Origin of the sequence: Bacillus sp. THAF10 (genome assembly GCF_009363695.1) — a bacterium.
Classification (GTDB): domain Bacteria; phylum Bacillota; class Bacilli; order Bacillales; family Bacillaceae_I; genus Sutcliffiella_A.
The window spans coordinates 12,501-32,500 of record NZ_CP045403.1; the positions used below are offsets into that span (position 1 = coordinate 12,501).

Here is a 20,000-nt window from a genome sequence, read left to right on the forward strand (position 1 = left end):
GTCGGTGGTTCGAGTCCACTTAGGCCCACCATTTTTTAATTAATCACATATTTGGGGCCTTAGCTCAGCTGGGAGAGCGCCTGCTTTGCACGCAGGAGGTCAGCGGTTCGATCCCGCTAGGCTCCACCAAGATTATTTTCACCTCGTGAGAATAACAGTTTGTTCTTTGAAAACTAGATAATGTAACTAATATCAAGATATTCACAAAATATCGTTCATCTTAGTAATTTTCTAATAGATATCATCGCTGATATCGACACAAGACCGTTTGGTCTGAGGTTAAGTTATTAAGGGCGCACGGTGGATGCCTTGGCACTAGGAGCCGATGAAGGACGGGACTAACACCGATATGCTTCGGGGAGCTGTAAGTAAGCGTTGATCCGGAGATTTCCGAATGGGGAAACCCACTGCTCGTAATGGAGCAGTATCCTTATCTGAATACATAGGGTATGGAAGGCAGACCCGGGGAACTGAAACATCTTAGTACCCGGAGGAAGAGAAAGCAAACGCGATTTCCTGAGTAGCGGCGAGCGAAACGGAATTAGCCCAAACCAAGAGGCTTGCCTCTTGGGGTTGTAGGACACTCAACATGGAGTTACAAAGGAACGGGGTAGATGAAGCGACCTGGAAAGGTCCGTCATAGAAGGTAAAAACCCTGTAGTTGAAACTTCGTTCCCTCCTGAGTGGATCCTGAGTACGGCGGGACACGAGAAATCCCGTCGGAAGCAGGGAGGACCATCTCCCAAGGCTAAATACTCCCTAGTGACCGATAGTGAACCAGTACCGTGAGGGAAAGGTGAAAAGCACCCCGGAAGGGGAGTGAAATAGATCCTGAAACCGTGTGCCTACAAGTAGTTAGAGCCCGTTAATGGGTGATAGCGTGCCTTTTGTAGAATGAACCGGCGAGTTACGATCCCGTGCAAGGTTAAGTCGAAGAGACGGAGCCGTAGCGAAAGCGAGTCTGAATAGGGCGCATGAGTACGTGGTCGTAGACCCGAAACCAGGTGATCTACCCATGTCCAGGGTGAAGTTCAGGTAACACTGAATGGAGGCCCGAACCGACTCACGTTGAAAAGTGAGCGGATGAGGTGTGGGTAGGGGTGAAATGCCAATCGAACCTGGAGATAGCTGGTTCTCTCCGAAATAGCTTTAGGGCTAGCCTCATGTAGTAAGAGTCTTGGAGGTAGAGCACTGATTGGACTAGGGGTCCTCATCGGATTACCGAATTCAGTCAAACTCCGAATGCCAAAGACTTATCCATGGGAGTCAGACTGCGAGTGATAAGATCCGTAGTCAAGAGGGAAACAGCCCAGACCGCCAGCTAAGGTCCCCAAGTATACGTTAAGTGGAAAAGGATGTGGAGTTGCTTAGACAACCAGGATGTTGGCTTAGAAGCAGCCACCATTTAAAGAGTGCGTAATAGCTCACTGGTCGAGTGACTCTGCGCCGAAAATGTACCGGGGCTAAACGTATCACCGAAGCTGCGGACTGTTCTTACGAACAGTGGTAGGAGAGCGTTCTAAGGGCGTTGAAGCTAGACCGGAAGGACTGGTGGAGCGCTTAGAAGTGAGAATGCCGGTATGAGTAGCGAAAGAAGGGTGAGAATCCCTTCCACCGAATGCCTAAGGTTTCCTGAGGAAGGCTCGTCCGCTCAGGGTTAGTCGGGACCTAAGCCGAGGCCGAAAGGCGTAGGCGATGGATAACAGGTTGATATTCCTGTACCACCTCCACTCCGTTTGAGCAACGGGGGGACGCAGAAGGATAGGGTAAGCGCGCTGTTGGATATGCGCGTCTAAGCAGTAAGGCTGAGAAGTAGGCAAATCCGCTTCTCCTATAAGGCTGAGCTGTGATAGCGAGGGAAATATAGTACCGAAGTTCCTGATTTCACACTGCCAAGAAAAGCCTCTAGCGAGGAGTGAGGTGCCCGTACCGCAAACCGACACAGGTAGGCGAGGAGAGAATCCTAAGGTGAGCGAGAGAACTCTGGTTAAGGAACTCGGCAAAATGACCCCGTAACTTCGGGAGAAGGGGTGCTCTGTTAGGGTGTTAAAGCCCGAGAGAGCCGCAGTGAATAGGCCCAGGCGACTGTTTAGCAAAAACACAGGTCTCTGCGAAGCCGTAAGGCGAAGTATAGGGGCTGACGCCTGCCCGGTGCTGGAAGGTTAAGGGGAGAGGTTAGCGCAAGCGAAGCTTTGAACCGAAGCCCCAGTAAACGGCGGCCGTAACTATAACGGTCCTAAGGTAGCGAAATTCCTTGTCGGGTAAGTTCCGACCCGCACGAAAGGCGTAACGATCTGGGCACTGTCTCAACCAGAGACTCGGTGAAATTATAGTACCTGTGAAGATGCAGGTTACCCGCGACAGGACGGAAAGACCCCGTGGAGCTTTACTGTAGCCTGATATTGAATTTTGGTACAGCTTGTACAGGATAGGTAGGAGCCTTGGAAGCCGGAGCGCTAGCTTCGGTGGAGGCGTCGGTGGGATACTACCCTGGCTGTATTGAAATTCTAACCCGCAGCCCTTATCGGGCTGGGAGACAGTGTCAGGTGGGCAGTTTGACTGGGGCGGTCGCCTCCTAAAGAGTAACGGAGGCGCCCAAAGGTTCCCTCAGAATGGTTGGAAATCATTCGCAGAGTGTAAAGGCACAAGGGAGCTTGACTGCGAGACCTACAAGTCGAGCAGGGACGAAAGTCGGGCTTAGTGATCCGGTGGTTCCGCATGGAAGGGCCATCGCTCAACGGATAAAAGCTACCCCGGGGATAACAGGCTTATCTCCCCCAAGAGTCCACATCGACGGGGAGGTTTGGCACCTCGATGTCGGCTCATCGCATCCTGGGGCTGTAGTCGGTCCCAAGGGTTGGGCTGTTCGCCCATTAAAGCGGTACGCGAGCTGGGTTCAGAACGTCGTGAGACAGTTCGGTCCCTATCCGTCGTGGGCGCAGGAAATTTGAGAGGAGCTGTCCTTAGTACGAGAGGACCGGGATGGACGCACCGCTGGTGTACCAGTTGTCTTGCCAAAGGCATAGCTGGGTAGCTACGTGCGGACGGGATAAGTGCTGAAAGCATCTAAGCATGAAGCCCCCCTCAAGATGAGATTTCCTTTTACTTCGGTAAGTAAGATCCCTGAAAGATGATCAGGTAGATAGGTTCGAGGTGGAAGCGTGGCGACACGTGCAGCTGACGAATACTAATCGATCGAGGACTTAACCCAATATGATTTACATGATGACACGATATGAATGTCTTGATATGAACACATTATCTAGTTTTGAAGGAACAATAAAGCTTGAAAAATAGCTTGATTTTCCTTTGAAAAACCGTATAATATAATTTGTCTGGTGGCGATAGCGAAGAGGTCACACCCGTTCCCATACCGAACACGGAAGTTAAGCTCTTCAGCGCCGATGGTAGTTGGGGGCTGTCCCCCTGTGAGAGTAGGACGTTGCCAGGCAAATGAGAGGAATCAGTGCTTATGTGAGTAGGCGCTGGTTTTTTTGTGTTTTTCAAAAGAAAAAATTGCTTATTTTTGATGAAGAGACGGGTTTTGGGGTGATTATTTTGGTTAGATGGCCAAGATTGGCTGGTGAGACATTGCGTGGAAAAAATGCTTGGAATTTAGTTTTGTATTACAAAAAAGGTAATCAAAATGATTTTCTTCAAAAGTTCGTGCCAAAACCAGGCAAGTTGATGCCGAAACGGTCCGAGTTCGTGCCAAAATTGGTCGAGTTCATGCCAAAAAGCCCCGAGTTGATGCCGATCCTATTTTAGTCACAAATTTTCTCGATTGGACGACCGAAAAACGAAATGAGCTGATAAAAATAGGTCGAGCAGAGGTGGTGGACGACACAAAAATGAGTAGCACTCGTAAAAATAAGTCGAGCAGAGGTAGTGGACGACACAAAAATGAGTAGCACTCGTAAAAATAAGTCGAGCAGAGGTAGTGGACGACACAAAAATGAGTGGCACTCGTAAAAATAGGTCGAGCAGAGGTGGTGGACGACACAAAAATGAGTAGCATTCGTAAGACTAGGTCGAGCAAAGGTGCTGGATGACGCAAAAATGAGTAGCACTCGTAAAAATAAGTCGAGCAGAGGTGGTGGACGACACAAAAATGGTCAGCACTCGTAAAAATAGGTCGAGCAGCTAGTCTGGACGACACAAAAAAGCATTCGCCCCGTAAAAATAGGTCAAGCAACCAAAACAGCACCGATCCACTCGTATCTACGCCGCCATCTCAGCCGCCCATTCTATGCCCCCAGTCCGTCCCAACCCCCCTTCATTCCCCAACACCCTTACTCCACTCCACCCAGCCCAAACACATGAACCAGATAGCGATGAATGTAGAAAGGAATTTTGGATGAGGTCACATCCAAGAAATCATGAATAAGAGCAAGGTCACTGCTGTGAAAGGTATGAAGAAGCTCGCTCCACCAATCAGTCTCATATCGACAAATCATACTAAGATTGTAAAGAAGAAGATAATGTACCAGTAACTCTGGAAAAGGAGTAAGGACTTCTTTTTTTCTCGGGATGTATAGGTTCTGAGACTGGTGATGAAATAATAACGGCGAAAAGCTAAGGGAATTCGCAAGGTCTTCCTTACATTCAAAAGTAAGGAGCTCAGAATCCGATTCTTTCAATTCATAACCGGTTTGTTGTTGGAAATACTGAACAAAACGTGATTGTGTCATTTTATAGTCATCCAGGATGGATACTGGTACTTTTAGGAAAGGGGTATGCAAATTACCGATTTGATAAAAGGGTGACCTGTTTTTTGTCGTTTTAATGGTGGTTTCTAATTCTGGAATGGAAAAAAGCAATTCCTTCATGGTGTATTTGGTGCCTTCTGTTTGTTTCACATGGAACATCTTGTCGCTAAAGTGCGAATAAAGTCCGTTTTTTTGGATTTTTACTTCGTCTTGGATGAATTCATAGCTTTGTTTTTTTCTTTTTCGGGTAGATACGCCGTGAGCGAGCACACTCGTTGATTCTGGATAGGCTGGATCAACGGTGAGTAAACAAGCTTTTATTAATTGCACCATTCCATAGAAAAGCAGGACAGGTTTTATGGAGGTGGGGGTAAGGCTAGCTTGTTGTAAATAGGCAAGGCCGTGTTCGATATAATATATAAAGCTGTAGGCATTGTTATAGCTTTTTTGTTCAGCAAGCTCTATATTTTGATGCTGATAGCTTTTTTTTAACAAACGTTGTGCAGTGTCGGCAGAGCAAAATGGGTAAAACAATTGGAGATATGGTGTTGTCATGGAATCCACGTCCTTGCTCATTTGGCTTATAGTTTGAATAATTTGAAAAAATAAACTTATTTTTCTGTTCTTGACAGTATTTTGTCCAGTTGATACTCTACTATAAATATTAATGAGTCTATGAAGGGGGAAAATTTTGTCATGTGGGAAAATAAATTTGCAAAAGAAGGCTTAACGTTTGATGATGTACTTTTAGTGCCAGCTAGATCTGAGGTTTTACCAAGAGATGTGGATTTGAAGGTGAAGCTTACAGATTCCTTACAGCTAAATGTTCCAATTATCAGTGCTGGAATGGATACTGTTACAGAGGCTGAGATGGCTATTGCGATGGCTCGTCAGGGTGGATTTGGTGTTATTCATAAGAACATGTCCATTGAGCAGCAGGCTGAACAAGTGGACAAGGTAAAGCGCTCGGAAAGAGGAGTCATAACAGATCCATTTTTCCTAACCCCTGAGCATCAGGTTTTTGATGCAGAGCATTTGATGGGCAAGTACCGAATCTCTGGTGTTCCAATTGTGAATAACCAGGAGGAGCAAAAGCTTGTTGGTATTTTGACGAACCGTGATTTGCGATTTATTCAGGATTTTTCCATTCTAATTTCCGATGTCATGACAAAAGAAAATTTAGTTACAGCTTCTGTTGGAACTACGTTGCAGGAAGCAGAAAGCATTTTACAAAAATATAAAATTGAAAAACTCCCCCTTGTAGATGATGCGGGTATATTAAAAGGATTAATTACTATTAAGGATATCGAAAAGGTGATTGAGTTCCCTCATTCGGCTAAGGATTCTCAAGGTCGCTTGCTTGTCGGAGCTGCGGTTGGTGTAACCGGTGATACGATGTTACGAGTGGAAAAATTAGTGCAAAAAGGTGTCGATGCCATTGTAGTAGATACGGCTCATGGGCATTCTCAAGGCGTATTGGATACGGTGAAGAATATCCGTTCCCAATACCCAGCCCTTAATATCATTGCAGGTAATGTGGCAACGGCGGAAGCAACGCGTGACCTAGTAGAAGCAGGTGCCAATGTTGTGAAGGTTGGTATCGGACCTGGATCGATTTGTACAACGCGGGTAGTTGCTGGCGTTGGTGTTCCTCAAATAACAGCAGTATATGATTGTGCGACCGAGGCGAGAAAGCTTGGTGTTTCTATTATTGCCGATGGTGGAATTAAGTACTCCGGTGATATTGTGAAGGCACTTGCGGCTGGTGGACATGCTGTTATGCTTGGTAGTATGCTAGGAGGAACTTCTGAGAGCCCTGGAGAAACAGAAATTTTCCAAGGTAGACGCTTTAAAGTGTATCGCGGAATGGGATCTGTTGGTGCGATGGAAAAAGGAAGTAAGGATCGTTATTTCCAAGAAGACAACAAAAAGTTTGTTCCAGAGGGAATTGAAGGAAGAATTGCCTACAAAGGTCCGGTTGCAGACACTATTTACCAGCTAGTTGGTGGACTACGTTCTGGTATGGGTTATTGTGGCACGAAAGACTTAGAAGAATTAAGAGAGCAGGCACAATTTGTTCGTATGACAGGTGCAGGCCTTCGAGAAAGCCATCCGCATGATGTGCAAATTACAAAAGAATCACCGAACTATTCCATTTCCTAACAGTGTTATAGGTGGAAGGTCATAGATACGGACAGAGAAAGAAGTAGTCTTTCTCTGTCTATTTTTTTTGGAGATTGTGTGTTAAAATAACCACTATGTGAAAAATTATGTGGAGGGTCTAGAATTGTGACAAAGAATTATTTTCAACGAGTGATTGCTAGTTTACTAACCATTGCACTGTTAACGACTGTTTTTTCGATACAAGATGTCAAAGCGGAGGGTAATAATCCTCATTTAGATATAAATGCAGAGGCTGCCTTGCTTCTTGAGCAAAGCACAGGGAAAATTATTTACCAAAAGAATATTGATTCCGTACTTGGCATTGCCAGCATGACAAAAATGATGACAGAATACTTGATTCTAGAAGCGATAAGTGAAGGAAAGCTTACACCTCAGGATGAGTACAATGTGAATGAGTATGTATGGACGATTTCTCATGATCGCAGTCTATCCAATGTTCCTCTTCGCAGAGACGGTACATACAATGTGCAGGAGCTTTACGAAGCAATGGCAATTTATTCTGCAAACGGTGCGACGATTGCACTAGCAGAAATGGTAGCAGGGACCGAATCTGAATTTGTGAAAATGATGAATGAAAAAGCGAAAGAGTTAGGATTAGAAGATTATAAGTTTGTTAACTCTACTGGTTTGAATAACGCTGACCTTTATGGTATGCATCCGGAAGGTACAGGAGCAGATGAGGAAAATGTTATGTCTGCCCGTGCAACTGCAAAGCTTGCTTATCACTTATTGAATGATTTCCCGGAAATTTTGGACACAGCAAGCATTCCTAAGAAAGTGTTCCGTGAAGGGACAGATGATCAAATCAATATGAGCAACTGGAACTGGATGTTGCCTGGTTTGATTTCTGAGTATGAAGGAGTAGACGGATTGAAAACAGGTTTTACTGATTTTGCTGGGTACTCTTTTACCGGAACGATTGAAAAAGATGGCATGAGACTCATTTCTGTGGTGATGGATGCAAGAAATGCAGATGGGCAACCACAGGATACCGCAAGATTTGCAGAAACAAGAAAATTATTTGACTACGGCTTTGCTAATTTTTCTTTAAAAGAAATCTATCCCGCTAACTACCAGATAGATAAGGAATCTAATCTGAAGGTAGTAAAAGGGAAAGAGAAAAGCGTAGAAATTGAAACAAAAGAGCCATTAAAGACTCTTGTAAAGCGCGGAGAGGAAGAAAGCTTTGAGCCGCTTTATGTTTTTGATGACAAGGTAGTATCAGAAGAGGAAATTACTGCTCCATTTGAAGAAGGAACGAAAGTGGGGCATATGACAGTAAAATATACAGGTGAAGGCCAAGATGAAGGGTATTTGTTTGAGAATCAGCAAGGACCTAAGGCGGAACTGGTGACAACAGAAGGTGTGGAAAAAGCAAATTGGTTTGTATTATCCATGCGTGCCATTGGTGGCTTCTTCAGTGATTTATGGTCAACCGTATCCAGTACCGTAAAAGGCTGGTTTTAATATCCTAATGTAGACAATGCTTGAAAGCTCCTAGTTTTATAGGAACTTTCGGGCATTTTGTCTATCTGTGCTTAGAGTATTATCTCTTTCGAGGGAAATACTAGAAAAGCCGAATCTTTCTAAATAGTGGCAAGGAAAGCTTTCGATTTTTTATTAGGATTTTTCGAAAATTTAAGGTAAAATAAAGAGCGTGTTAGTAAATGATATGGACAAGCTCCATTTAATGAGGAAGTATATTTTACATATAGGGGGACTATTCGATGGCACATCAAACAGGTACGGATCGTGTAAAACGTGGAATGGCAGAAATGCAAAAAGGCGGCGTCATCATGGACGTTGTCAATGCAGAGCAAGCGAAAATCGCAGAAGAAGCTGGTGCTGTAGCAGTAATGGCATTAGAGCGTGTTCCTGCTGATATTCGTGCAGCTGGTGGAGTTGCTCGTATGGCGGACCCAACAATTGTGGAAGATGTTATGGGAGCTGTTTCGATTCCAGTAATGGCGAAAGCTCGTATCGGTCACATTGTGGAAGCACGTTTATTAGAAGCTATGGGTGTCGACTACATTGATGAGAGTGAAGTATTAACGCCTGCAGATGAAGAGTATCACTTAGACAAGCGTCAATATACGGTTCCATTTGTATGCGGTTGCCGTGATCTTGGCGAAGCTGCGCGCCGTATTGGCGAAGGTGCATCTATGTTACGTACAAAAGGTGAGCCTGGTACAGGTAACATTGTAGAAGCGGTTCGTCACATCCGTAAAGTTAATGCACAAGTGCGTAAAGTAGTTGGAATGAACGAAGATGAGCTAATGACGGAAGCAAAATTACTAGGTGCGCCATTTGAGCTATTGTTAGAAATCAAGCGTCTTGGCCGTCTACCTGTTGTTAACTTTGCAGCAGGCGGTGTTGCAACGCCAGCCGATGCAGCGTTAATGATGCAATTAGGAGCGGATGGAGTATTCGTTGGATCTGGTATCTTTAAATCTGACAATCCTGCAAAATTTGCTCGTGCAATCGTAGAAGCAACTACTCATTACCAAGATTATGAGTTAATTGCAAGCCTTTCTAAAGGTCTTGGATCTGCGATGAAAGGAATTGAAATTTCAACATTATTACCTGAAAACCGCATGCAAGAGCGTGGCTGGTAAGTAAAGGAGTTTTCACATATGGTAAAAGTTGGAGTCTTGGGACTTCAAGGTGCAGTTCGGGAACATGTTAGGTCCATTGAAGCATCTGGAGCAGAAGCCATTGTTGTAAAAAAAACAGAGCAACTCGCAGAAATTGATGGGCTGATTATTCCTGGCGGGGAAAGCACAACCATGAGACGCCTCATTGACAAGTACTCATTTATGGAGCCGCTAAAAGCATTCGGTGCAAGCGGGAAGCCTGTATTTGGCACATGTGCTGGACTTATTTTGATCGCTAATGAAATAGTCGGCTACGATGAGCCACATCTAGCGTTCATGGATGCAAAAGTAGAGCGAAATTCCTTTGGGCGTCAGGTGGACAGCTTTGAAGCGGAATTAGCCATTGCTGGTGTTGCTGAAGATTTTGTCGGAGTCTTCATTCGTGCGCCGCATATTGTCGAAGTTGGCGAGGATGTAGAAGTGCTGTGCAAGCATAATGGTCGTATCGTTGCTGCTAGACAAGGTCAATTTCTTGGCTGCTCTTTCCACCCAGAACTAACAGATGACCACCGTATTACCCAATATTTTGTGAATATGGTGAAAGAGTCTAAATAAATTTAGTGAATAAAACTATTGCAAGTAAGAGAGACTTGTAGTAGATTAATGTACAATAACTTTAATTGTAAATATTGCTAAAGCGTAGACAGGAACTAGTAATAAGCATGTTGATACTGTAGAGAGTCGGTGGCTGGTGAAAACCGACGTATCAGGCTTATGAATCCATCCTTGAGCACTTGGCCGAATTGCATTCATGCATAGTAAGCCAAATCGGTAAGATTATTACCGTTATCGAATGAAGTGGGAAAAGACAACTGTCTTTTTCAACAAGGGTGGCAACACGGGTATCTAAACTCTCGTCCCTATTTAGGGGACGGGAGTTTTTTATATTTTTATGCCCCTTTTAAACACCGCTGTTGATTTCCGCAAATGGCTTCGCTTTCCGCGGGGCGACCTTGAGCCTCCTCGGCTTCGCCTGTGGGGTCTCAAGATTGTCGCTCTATTCCCGCAGGAGTCTTCGCCTTTGCTCCAATCAGCAGCTAGAAACATCTCCATAACCCACTCTTCTATAACAGAAAATTTATTAAGGAGGAATGAAGCATGTTAGATTTAAAATTACTGCGTGCCAATTTTGAAGAAATAAAAGGGAAACTTCAGCATCGAGGAGAGGACTTAACGGACTTAGACCGCTTTGAGGAACTAGATGTAAAAAGAAGAGAGCTGCTCGTTGAAACAGAACAGCTAAAAAGCAAACGTAACGAAGTATCTCAACAAATCGCTCTCATGAAACGTGAAAAACAAGATGCCGATCATCTTATCAAAGAAATGCGCGAAGTGGGAGACAAGGTAAAGGAATTAGATGTAGCGCTTCGTGAGGTAGAAGAGACGCTAGAGCACTTGTTATTATCTATTCCAAACATCCCGCATGAAAGTGTTCCGGTTGGCGAAACAGAGGACGACAATGTGGAGGTTCGTAAGTGGGGCGAAACACCAAGCTTCCACTTTGAGGTTAAAGCGCATTGGGATATCGCGGATGAGCTTGGCATTCTTGATTTTGAGCGTGCAGGAAAAGTAACAGGCAGTCGTTTTGTTTTTTATCGTGGATTAGGTGCTAGACTAGAGCGGGCATTGTTTAACTTTATGCTGGACTTACATGTAGATGAGCATGGCTATACAGAAGTAATGCCTCCATATCTTGTGAACAGAACAAGTATGACGGGTACTGGTCAGCTTCCTAAGTTTGAAGAGGATGCATTTTTAATTGAGAAGGAAGACTTTTTCCTTGTTCCAACGTCTGAGGTACCAATTACGAACATGCACCGTGATGAAATCTTAACAGGAGAACAACTACCTATCAATTATGCTGCATTTAGTGCGTGCTTCCGCTCTGAGGCTGGCTCTGCTGGTCGTGATACGAGAGGGTTAATTCGCCAGCATCAATTTAACAAGGTAGAGCTAGTGAAATTTGTTAAGCCGGAAGAGTCTTATGAGGAATTGGAAAAATTAACTGGAAATGCAGAAAAAGTATTACAGTTATTAGGACTTCCTTACCGTGTCATGAGTATGTGTACAGCGGACCTTGGCTTTACAGCAGCGAAGAAATATGATGTGGAGGTATGGATTCCAAGTCAGGAGACGTACCGTGAGATTTCTTCTTGCAGTAATTTTGAGAGCTTCCAGGCACGTCGCGCAAATATTCGCTTCCGTCGTGAACCAAAAGGCAAACCAGAGCATGTGCATACATTGAATGGATCTGGTCTTGCGATTGGACGGACAGTGGCAGCTATTATTGAAAATTACCAGCAAGAAGACGGAACAGTGGTGATTCCTGAAGTGTTACGTCCATATATGGGTGGCAAAGAAATTTTGACTAAATAGTGAACAAAAAAGAATAGAGGTGAAAATCTCTATTCTTTTTTCATTATATGTTTGACATCCTTTTTTAAAATATGATATATTACATTTTGTCGATACGGAGGAATACCCAAGTCCGGCTGAAGGGATCGGTCTTGAAAACCGACAGGGGTGTTAAAGCCCGCGGGGGTTCGAATCCCTCTTCCTCCGCCATTGATTTTTAAAACAGGTATTTTACCTATAGCGCATAAACTGGAGTATGTTCGTTACATTATGGAGAATTGTAACGGATTTTTTATTGTCATAGTGAAGCGACGCACGATTGACAATAAATAAGCCGCCCATGGAGGGCGGCTTATTTTTTTAGCAGTTGAGACTGCTTCATATGATGAGATACTTTTTCAATAATCGGTTCCATGGAGTTTTGGTCTTTCACTACATCATATTCATTGATGTTCAAGCGTAACACGGGACATGCGTGAAAATTGTTAATCCATTTTTCATAACGCTCATGCATTTCCTCCCAGTAAGAAACGGGCGTTTGCTGTTCCATCGGTCTGCCTCGTTCCTGAATGCGGGATAAAATATCATCTAGGCTTCCTTCTAGGTAGATAAGCAAGTCAGGATGCGGGAAGTAAGGTGTCATGACCATTGCTTCAAACAGGCTAGTATACGTATCATAATCGACTTGTGTCATGGTTCCCTTTTCATAATGCATATTGGCAAAGATGCCAGTGTCCTCATAAATAGAGCGGTCTTGAATAAAGCCACCGCCATATTCAAAAATCTTCTTTTGATCCTTAAAGCGCTCGGCTAAAAAGTATATTTGTAAATGAAAGCTCCATCTCTCAAAATCAGCATAAAATTTATCTAAGTATGGATTGGTGTCTACTTTTTCAAAGGATGTACGAAAGCCAAGGGCATTTGCCAGGGCGTTTGTCATCGTTGATTTACCGACTCCTACCGTTCCTGCAATGGTTATCACTGCATTGGATGGGATGCCGTATTTTTGGCGTAAGTTCATTAGACGTTTACTCCTTTTTGCAAGGTATCTTTTAAAGCTTGGAAAATCCGTTCAAGGTCTTCTTCTCGGTTCACAAAGTCACAATTGTCCCCGTTAAAACGCAGGATTGGTAAAGAAGGATATTGCTCTTCTAAACGGTCCATCTCCGCATCATAATCAAGGCTGAGCTGCTGAAGGTAAAGAGGATCTATTTTTTTCTCAATATCACGGCCGCGTTTCTCTATTCTCGCTAATAAGGTATCCAGACTAGCATGCAAATAAATAATGACATTTGGTCTTGGCATATCAGAGGTCAGGATATCATAGATTTGCATGTATTTTTCGTATTGCTTGTCCTTTAGTGTTCTTTTCGCGAATATGAGGTTTTTTAAGATGTGGTAATCTGCAACAACAGGTGTATTTTTCTGTAGGTGCTGGTGATCAATGTCCTCTAGCTGCTTGTATCTATTACAAAGAAAAAACATCTCCGTTTGAAAACTCCACTCATCAATGTTTTCGTAGAATTTTCCTAGGAAAGGATTTTCATCGACAATTTCTTTTAATAACTGATATTGGAATGCCTCTGCAATTCTTTTCGCAAGCGAGGTTTTTCCAACACCAATCGGTCCTTCTACTGTTATAAATGGTGTTGCGTGCACCAAAATGCCCCCTTTAATAAACATGTACATATATCAATATTTAGACAGACATTTATCATTCTATCATAGATATGGGGTGGATAGTGGAGGAATTTTTGAAAAGGAATTATCTGTAGTTTGAAGCTAAGTATACACAATAAAACCAGTGCTTACTCTTACATGCACTGGTTTCACGGACTAATTTAGAATTAATACATATAGTATTGTCGTTCCGTTGGGTTTTTCACGACATTAAAATTATCGGTAATTAATAACCAGTTTTGCGGAAAAGGAAGCCCAAGCTTCCAATAGCTGATGCCTCGTAAGTTGAGTTCTTTGATCAGGTCAAACTTTGCCTGAATGGAGCGGGCATCCTCAAACCACACCTCATGTTCTTTTCCTTCTTTTTGGTAGTTAAAGTGGGGAGCTTGAGCCTTTGTATCGTATAGAATCGCAACATTGTTATCGGCTGCAAGTTCGATTGCCGCCTGTGGACTAATTGCTTTAGCAAATTCTCCACCAGGCTTAAAAGGAAGGGTCCAGTCGTAGCCATAGAGGTTTTGACCCATCATAATTTTTTCGCTTGGCATTTCTGTAATCGCATATTCTAGTACTTCCCTGACTGGGCCAATCGGGCTGACGGCCATCGGAGGACCCCCGCTATAGCCCCATTCATACGTCATAATGACAACAAAATCGACTATTTCCCCGTGCGCCTTGTAATCATGGGCTTCATACCATTTTCCTTTTTGGTCTGCCTTCGTTTTTGGGGCAAGGGCTGTGGAAATGAGCCAGCCTTCTTGCTTGAATCGATCGCGAGCTTTTCGTAAGAAGCGGTTATAGGCCTCTTTGTCTGCTGGACGTAAGTATTCAAAATCAAAATGGATATCTCTGAAATTATATTTTTTTGCGGTTGTGACGATATTATTTAAAAATTTGTTTTGCACGTTCATGTCATTCAAGATAATTCTACCAAGCTCATCGCTAAAGCCGTCTTCTTCGAGATTGGTAAGCACCATCATCAGCGTGACATTTTCTGCTGCTGCAATTTGCGGAAGATTGGTCAGTGGCGGCTCTTTTAAGGAACCATCCCGCAGTACCTGAAAACTAAATGGAGCGAGATAGGTCAGATAAGGGGCCGCATTTCTTGAACTTGATTGAAGCTCTTGTGACACGGACTCTCCGCGTGGCTCTACATAGGCGTTGATTTCTGCCTCCCGTTTTGAATCAGGTGGTATATAGAGGCGTAGCCCCACACGAAGAGGGGCATTTGGGTTCAATTGATTGATCTCAATCAGTCTTTGTGGCGTGGTATTAAACCTTCTGGCAATAGAAAAAATCGAATCTCCTTGCTGCACGAAATAAAAACGTCCCACAATTGGGATAACGAGTGCTTGCCCGACCACTAGCCGGTCTGGATTTGGCAGATCATTTGCTTCTATAATTTCAGCAGGTGTCGTGGAATACGCCTGAGCAATCCCGCTAAGGTTCTGGCCCTCTCGCACTACATGTATTTGCATAGTTCGTCCCTCCTCATAAGTATCCTTTATCAATGTATGAGTGGTTAGGAGGAATCATGCAATTGTAGTGCTTAATGTAGGAGAAAGTTTGCTGTTTTCTTAACTTCAGCCTTTAACACATTCTCCATCATGGTTAGTGCATATTCATTGTCATTGTGATCAGCGGAGGCGATGGCATCCTTCGGAACAATTAGTTGATATTCTCGCATGTAAGCGTCATTTGCTGTAAAGAGGACACAAATGTTCCCGGCAATTCCTGTTAGAATCAGTTTTTTTATTTTCAAATGTGCTAGCAGGGTGTTTAGGGCTGTTCCATAAAAGGCAGAGTGCTTTGGCTTTATCAAAAAATAATCTGTGTTATCAGGGCTTAGCTCAGTAATGATGTTTTCACTAAGTGAGTTTCGGCATTTTTCGATAATCTTAAGATAGTCTGCCTGCCAGAGGCTATAATGGTCATTAATGTAGATAATCGGTAGGTTTTGACGTCGCATTTGTTTTTTCAACGCTACAATATTAGGTAGGATGGCTTCGGTCTTTTCAGCAAGCATATTTCCGTGCTTAAATTGAAAATCATTGATAATATCAATAATAAGTAATGCTGTCTGATTCATTTCTAGGGTTCACCTCACAGTGGTTAGTGTGTGAAAAAGAGGTCTAGAATATAAATACGATTAAAGGATATAAATACCTCTGTTGATTTTCGTAAAAGGCTAAGCTTTCCGCAGGGCAACCTTGAGCCTCCGCGGCAGTGCCTTTTCCCACAATCTACAGCTAGAAACTACTTATTATCCATCATTATTTATACAGCTATAAAAAAGAAGGGAACGTCATGGATGCAGGATGAATTTTTCATGAAAGAGGCAATAAAAGAAGCGAAAAAAGCCGAGGAGCTGTTAGAGGTTCCTATTGGTGCGGTTCTTGTGTTGGACGGGGAAGTGATTGCACGTGGCCATAATCTAAGAGAAACAACGCAGCGCTCGATTACTCATGCGGAAATTCTCGTGATCGATGAAGCATGCAAACGTCTAAACTCATGGCGTTTAGAGGAGGCAACCTTGTATGTGACGCTTGAGCCATGTCCGATGTGCGCTGGGGCCATCATTCAATCGAGAGTAAAAGAGGTCGTCTATGGAGCAAAGGATCCAAAGGCTGGATGTGCTGGTACCCTGATGAATCTTTTGCAAGATGAGCGCTTTAATCATCGTACAGAAATACGTAGCGGCATTCTTGAAGAGGAGTGTGGCGAATTACTGTCGGATTTTTTCCGTAAGCTTCGTCAAAGAAAGAAAGAACAAAAACAGCAATCGATTCAAGAGTCCTAAAAATTTACAGTAGTGGAAGGTTGCAATTTTTGGGCAAAGAGATTATACTAATTATGCGTCACACAAACGACGCACCATGAATAATGGTTTTCATTTTGTCGTGCTAGACGGGGAGGTAGCGGTGCCCTGAACTCGCAATCCGCTCTAGCGAGGTTGAATTCCTTTCTGAGGTTAGTAGGCTGTAGGGTCTGCCTTAAATAAGTGGTGTTGACACCTGGGTCCTGCGCAATGGGAACCCGTGAACCATGTCAGGTCCGGAAGGAAGCAGCATTAAGCGGACTCTCTCATGTGCCGCAGGGTTGCCTGGGTCGAGCTAACTGTTTAAGTAACGCTTATGGTGACTAATCGATGGAAGGTGCACGGCAGTTAATAATAACATGTCAAAACTCACGCCAGTTTTCTGGGTGGGTTTTTTTGTTGCTTCGGAATACAAATTGAAATTGACGTTACGCTTACGGTATAATAGAAGGAGAAAACTTAGAGGGAGGGCAATTTGGTGGCATATCAAGCATTATATCGTGTTTTCAGGCCGCAAATCTTTGCTGATGTTGTCGGTCAGGAACATATAACCAAAACCTTACAAAACGCCCTGCTTCAACAGAAGTTTTCCCATGCCTACTTGTTCTCAGGTCCAAGAGGAACAGGAAAAACAAGTGCGGCGAAAATTCTTGCAAAAGCAGTAAACTGTGAGCATGCACCTGTTGCAGAACCATGCAATGAGTGTCCAGCATGCAAAGGAATTACCGATGGCTCCATCTCAGATGTCATGGAAATTGACGCTGCATCTAATAATGGTGTTGATGAAATTCGTGATATTCGCGATAAAGTGAAATACGCTCCAAGTGCTGTAAAGTATAAAGTATACATAATTGATGAAGTGCATATGCTCTCTATCGGGGCCTTTAATGCGTTGCTCAAAACCTTAGAGGAGCCGCCAAAGCATGTCATTTTTATCCTTGCAACAACGGAGCCACATAAAATACCACTAACCATTATTTCACGGTGTCAGCGTTTTGATTTTAAACGAATCACAGGAGAATCGATTGTTGGCAGGTTAGGTACGGTTTTAGACGCGCAAGGAATACAAGCAGAGCCTCAAGCATTAGCAGTCATTGCAAGAGCGGCAGAAGGCGGAATGCGCGATGCCTTAAGTTTGATGGATCAAGCTATTTCATTTAGTAGCGGTGAATTAACTGTTCAGGACGCCCTTGCCATTACAGGCTCGGTTTCTCAGAGCTTCATGACCGAAATTGTAAGAGGCTTGGATGAGAAAAATGTAGCGCTTGCCTTAGATTCTTTGCATCAGATTTTTCAATCAGGAAAAGATCCCGCACGGTTTTTGGAGGATTTAATTTTCTACTACAGGGATATGTTGTTGTTCAAAACAGCACCCAATTTGGAGCAAATTCTTGACCGAGTCCAGGTAGATGAAGCATTTAAGCACTTTGCTGAAACCATCCCTGCGGAAACGATTTATGAAACGATTGATATTTTAAATAAAAGCCAACAGGAGATGCGGTGGACAAATCACCCGCGAATTTTCCTGGAGGTAGCAATGGTAAAGCTGTGTCAGGTAGAAAGTTCACCACAAAAATCAGCTGACCAAGACCAGGTAAACCTTCTACAAAAGAAAATTACCTTGCTAGAAAACAAAGTAAAAGAGCTTGCTGCTGGTAATGGTGGAGGAGGACAAAGCACACAAGCTGCACCTAAGCCACAGGCGCGATCTACTGGTGGTGCAAGAAACGGATTTAAGACTGCAACCGGTCGAATCCAAGAAGTCCTCAAGCACGCAACGCGACCTGATTTAGAAAATATCAAGAATAGCTGGGCCCAGCTTCTTGAAACGCTAAGAAAACAAAACAAGGTTTCCCATGCAGCTCTTTTAACAGATAGCGAGCCAGTAGCTGCATCCAATGGGGCATTTGTGTTAAAGTTTAAATATGAAATACATTGTAAAATGGCATCAGATGAGCCGGTGAAACAAAATCTCGAACAAATTATTTTAGAGCTTACCGGAAAATCATTTGATATGCTTGCCGTTCCAGAACAAGAATGGCAACACATTAGAGAATCGTTCATTCGTGGACAAAAGGACAATGAAGCTGGCGCCGAAGAAGAGGAAGACCCTTTCATCGAAGAAGCCAAAAAACTCGTTGGTCCTGATCTAATAGAAATAAAAGACTAGGCTTTGTTAAAGGTAAAAGTGATTTTATGAGGTTTCTAGCTGTTGATTGGAGCAAAGGCGGAGACTCTTCTCAGGAATGAAGCGAAAGACTTGTAACCCCACAGGGCGGATAACCCAAGGGTGCTTACAAATCGCCCCGCGGACGCGGAGCCATTTGCGGAAATCAACAGCGGTGTTTAACATAGCTTGAAAATAAAAAACAACTAGTTGGAGGGTTTTATTATGATGCGTGGTGGCGGAATGGGTAACATGCAAAAGATGATGAAGCAAATGCAAAAAATGCAAAAGGATATGGCAAAAGCACAGGAAGAGCTTGCTGAAAAAACAATGGAAGGTACTGCTGGTGGCGGTATGGTAACTGTTGTTGTAAATGGCCAAAAAGAAATCATCGAAGTAAACATCAAGGAAGAAGTAGTAGACCCAGAAGATATTGAAATGCTACAAGATTTAGTACTGGCTGCAACAAATGACGCTCTGAAAAAAATGGATGAACTGACAAATGACACAATGGGACAATTCACCAAAGGGTTAAACATGCCAGGACTTTTCTAGGAGGACCTTTATGCACTATCCTGAGCCTATATCAAAGCTGATTGATAGCTTTATGAAATTGCCAGGTATCGGCCCGAAAACAGCCGCACGTCTGGCTTTTTTCGTACTTAATATGAAGGAAGATACCGTACTCGACTTCGCAAAGGCACTAGTGAATGCCAAGCGAAACCTCTCATACTGCTCGGTTTGCGGACATATCACCGACAAGGATCCATGCTATATTTGTGAGGATCAACGGAGAGACCGCACTGTCATCTGTGTGGTACAAGAAACAAAAGATGTCATTGCCATGGAAAAAATGCGCGATTATAACGGGCTTTACCACGTCCTGCACGGGGCTATTTCCCCTATGGATGGAATTGGACCAGAGGATATTAAAATTCCTGAATTAATTAAACGACTCCAGGACGATGAGGTACAAGAGTTAATCCTTGCAACCAACCCAAACATCGAGGGAGAAGCTACTGCCATGTATATCTCTCGTTTACTGAAGCCCTCAGGAATAAAAATGACCCGTATCGCTCACGGACTACCTGTTGGCGGTGACCTTGAATATGCCGATGAAGTTACGTTGTCCAAAGCCCTAGAAGGAAGAAGAGAAATTTAGACATTGGAAGTTTTGATTTAACGTGAAAAGAGGTTAACTCATCGTATGTTCTTTCGTAAAAAAGACCGATTAAAAAAACAATTTGATGCAAAATTAATAGAAACAACAGAAGCCTGCAAGGACCGATGGACAAAACAAAAAAATCTTGTCAGTAAAAGTGTCGATCCTTCAGAAGAAGTTATCTGCCAATTAAAAGTAGCAGAATCGAAATATCTTTTCTTATTAAGAGAAATTCGAACACGTACGATAAAAAAGTAGCTAAGGGCAACCC

General features: G+C 43.4%; 16 protein-coding genes, 3 tRNA genes, 2 rRNA genes, 1 other RNA gene and 1 other annotated feature (1 of these 23 only partly in view). Of the genes, 17 read left to right on the forward strand and 5 right to left on the reverse strand.

Translation table 11 applies throughout. The annotated features are described in order from the left end of the window. From FIU87_RS00050 to FIU87_RS00070, 5 genes are all read left to right on the forward strand, one after another. Positions 1–31: transfer RNA gene (locus tag FIU87_RS00050), tRNA-Ile, on the forward strand; it begins 46 nt to the left of the window's first position. Between the two features lie 22 nt (positions 32–53). Then, positions 54–129: transfer RNA gene (locus FIU87_RS00055), tRNA-Ala, on the forward strand. A gap of 148 nt (positions 130–277) precedes the next feature. Continuing rightward, a 23S ribosomal RNA gene (locus FIU87_RS00060) occupies positions 278–3,211 on the forward strand. A gap of 123 nt (positions 3,212–3,334) precedes the next feature. Beyond that, a 5S ribosomal RNA gene (gene rrf, locus FIU87_RS00065) occupies positions 3,335–3,451 on the forward strand. 2 nt (positions 3,452–3,453) lie between these two features. Further along, on the forward strand, positions 3,454–3,768 hold the full coding sequence (locus FIU87_RS00070; RefSeq protein ID WP_152442743.1) for a hypothetical protein: 315 nt from the start codon (positions 3,454–3,456) through the stop codon (positions 3,766–3,768). A 524-nt stretch (positions 3,769–4,292) separates the two neighbouring features. Here the strand turns inward: FIU87_RS00070 and FIU87_RS00075 are convergent. Next, positions 4,293–5,264, reverse strand: coding sequence for a YaaC family protein (locus FIU87_RS00075; protein WP_152446350.1), 972 nt, complete (start codon positions 5,262–5,264; stop codon positions 4,293–4,295). Positions 5,265–5,405: 141 nt separating this feature from the next. Between FIU87_RS00075 and guaB the strand changes: the two genes are divergently transcribed. The 6 genes from guaB to FIU87_RS00105 all read left to right on the forward strand — a co-directional run bounded on the left by guaB (position 5,406) and on the right by FIU87_RS00105 (position 12,112). Next, positions 5,406–6,872, forward strand: coding sequence for an IMP dehydrogenase (guaB, locus tag FIU87_RS00080; protein ID WP_152442744.1), 1,467 nt, complete (start codon positions 5,406–5,408; stop codon positions 6,870–6,872). Positions 6,873–7,049: 177 nt separating this feature from the next. After that, entirely contained in the window at positions 7,050–8,360 is a 1,311-nt protein-coding gene (locus FIU87_RS00085) for a D-alanyl-D-alanine carboxypeptidase family protein (protein WP_301538663.1), read from the forward strand. 260 nt (positions 8,361–8,620) lie between these two features. Further along, positions 8,621–9,508, forward strand: a complete 888-nt coding sequence (pdxS, locus tag FIU87_RS00090) for a pyridoxal 5'-phosphate synthase lyase subunit PdxS (protein WP_152442746.1) — start codon at positions 8,621–8,623, stop codon at positions 9,506–9,508. A gap of 18 nt (positions 9,509–9,526) precedes the next feature. Then, the gene (gene pdxT, locus FIU87_RS00095) at positions 9,527–10,102 is read left to right on the forward strand and encodes a pyridoxal 5'-phosphate synthase glutaminase subunit PdxT (protein ID WP_152442747.1); all 576 of its coding nucleotides are present in this window, start codon (positions 9,527–9,529) and stop codon (positions 10,100–10,102) included. Positions 10,103–10,178: 76 nt separating this feature from the next. Then, positions 10,179–10,412: a binding site (T-box leader), on the forward strand. Between the two features lie 233 nt (positions 10,413–10,645). Continuing rightward, positions 10,646–11,923, forward strand: coding sequence for a serine--tRNA ligase (serS, locus tag FIU87_RS00100; protein WP_152442748.1), 1,278 nt, complete (start codon positions 10,646–10,648; stop codon positions 11,921–11,923). 96 nt (positions 11,924–12,019) lie between these two features. Continuing rightward, positions 12,020–12,112, forward strand: a tRNA-Ser gene (locus FIU87_RS00105). A gap of 142 nt (positions 12,113–12,254) precedes the next feature. On the opposite strand, the gene FIU87_RS00110 is transcribed toward FIU87_RS00105, so the two are convergent. The 4 genes from FIU87_RS00110 to FIU87_RS00125 all read right to left on the reverse strand — a co-directional run bounded on the left by FIU87_RS00110 (position 12,255) and on the right by FIU87_RS00125 (position 15,671). Next, the gene (locus FIU87_RS00110) at positions 12,255–12,923 is read right to left on the reverse strand and encodes a deoxynucleoside kinase (protein ID WP_152442749.1); all 669 of its coding nucleotides are present in this window, start codon (positions 12,921–12,923) and stop codon (positions 12,255–12,257) included. After that, positions 12,923–13,561 (reverse strand): deoxynucleoside kinase, encoded by a 639-nt coding sequence (locus FIU87_RS00115; protein WP_152442750.1) that lies wholly within the window; start codon positions 13,559–13,561, stop codon positions 12,923–12,925. The genes FIU87_RS00110 and FIU87_RS00115 overlap by 1 nt, the downstream gene beginning before the upstream one ends. Before the next feature lie 188 nt (positions 13,562–13,749). Continuing rightward, a complete protein-coding gene (locus FIU87_RS00120; RefSeq protein ID WP_152442751.1) occupies positions 13,750–15,060 on the reverse strand; it encodes a glycoside hydrolase family 18 protein in 1,311 nt (436 codons plus the stop codon). A 71-nt stretch (positions 15,061–15,131) separates the two neighbouring features. Beyond that, on the reverse strand, positions 15,132–15,671 hold the full coding sequence (locus FIU87_RS00125) for a cysteine hydrolase family protein (RefSeq protein WP_152442752.1): 540 nt from the start codon (positions 15,669–15,671) through the stop codon (positions 15,132–15,134). Between the two features lie 222 nt (positions 15,672–15,893). Here FIU87_RS00125 and tadA point away from each other — a divergent pair, with 222 nt between their 5' ends. The 6 genes from tadA to FIU87_RS00155 all read left to right on the forward strand — a co-directional run bounded on the left by tadA (position 15,894) and on the right by FIU87_RS00155 (position 19,987). Next, a complete protein-coding gene (gene tadA, locus FIU87_RS00130) occupies positions 15,894–16,382 on the forward strand; it encodes a tRNA adenosine(34) deaminase TadA (RefSeq protein WP_152442753.1) in 489 nt (162 codons plus the stop codon). Positions 16,383–16,480: 98 nt separating this feature from the next. After that, positions 16,481–16,745: signal recognition particle sRNA large type (ffs, locus tag FIU87_RS00135), an RNA gene on the forward strand. A gap of 133 nt (positions 16,746–16,878) precedes the next feature. Beyond that, positions 16,879–18,570: a DNA polymerase III subunit gamma/tau gene (gene dnaX, locus FIU87_RS00140; RefSeq protein ID WP_152442754.1), complete on the forward strand. Its 1,692-nt coding sequence runs from the start codon at positions 16,879–16,881 to the stop codon at positions 18,568–18,570. A gap of 225 nt (positions 18,571–18,795) precedes the next feature. Further along, positions 18,796–19,122 carry a YbaB/EbfC family nucleoid-associated protein gene (locus FIU87_RS00145; protein ID WP_148990353.1) on the forward strand — a complete coding sequence of 109 codons (327 nt, stop codon included), beginning with the start codon at positions 18,796–18,798 and terminating at the stop codon, positions 19,120–19,122. Positions 19,123–19,132: 10 nt separating this feature from the next. Beyond that, positions 19,133–19,729 carry a recombination mediator RecR gene (recR, locus tag FIU87_RS00150; protein ID WP_152442755.1) on the forward strand — a complete coding sequence of 199 codons (597 nt, stop codon included), beginning with the start codon at positions 19,133–19,135 and terminating at the stop codon, positions 19,727–19,729. 45 nt (positions 19,730–19,774) lie between these two features. Then, complete coding sequence (locus tag FIU87_RS00155; protein ID WP_152442756.1) at positions 19,775–19,987, forward strand: YaaL family protein; 213 nt, start codon at positions 19,775–19,777, stop codon at positions 19,985–19,987. Positions 19,988–20,000: the final 13 nt, after the last annotated feature.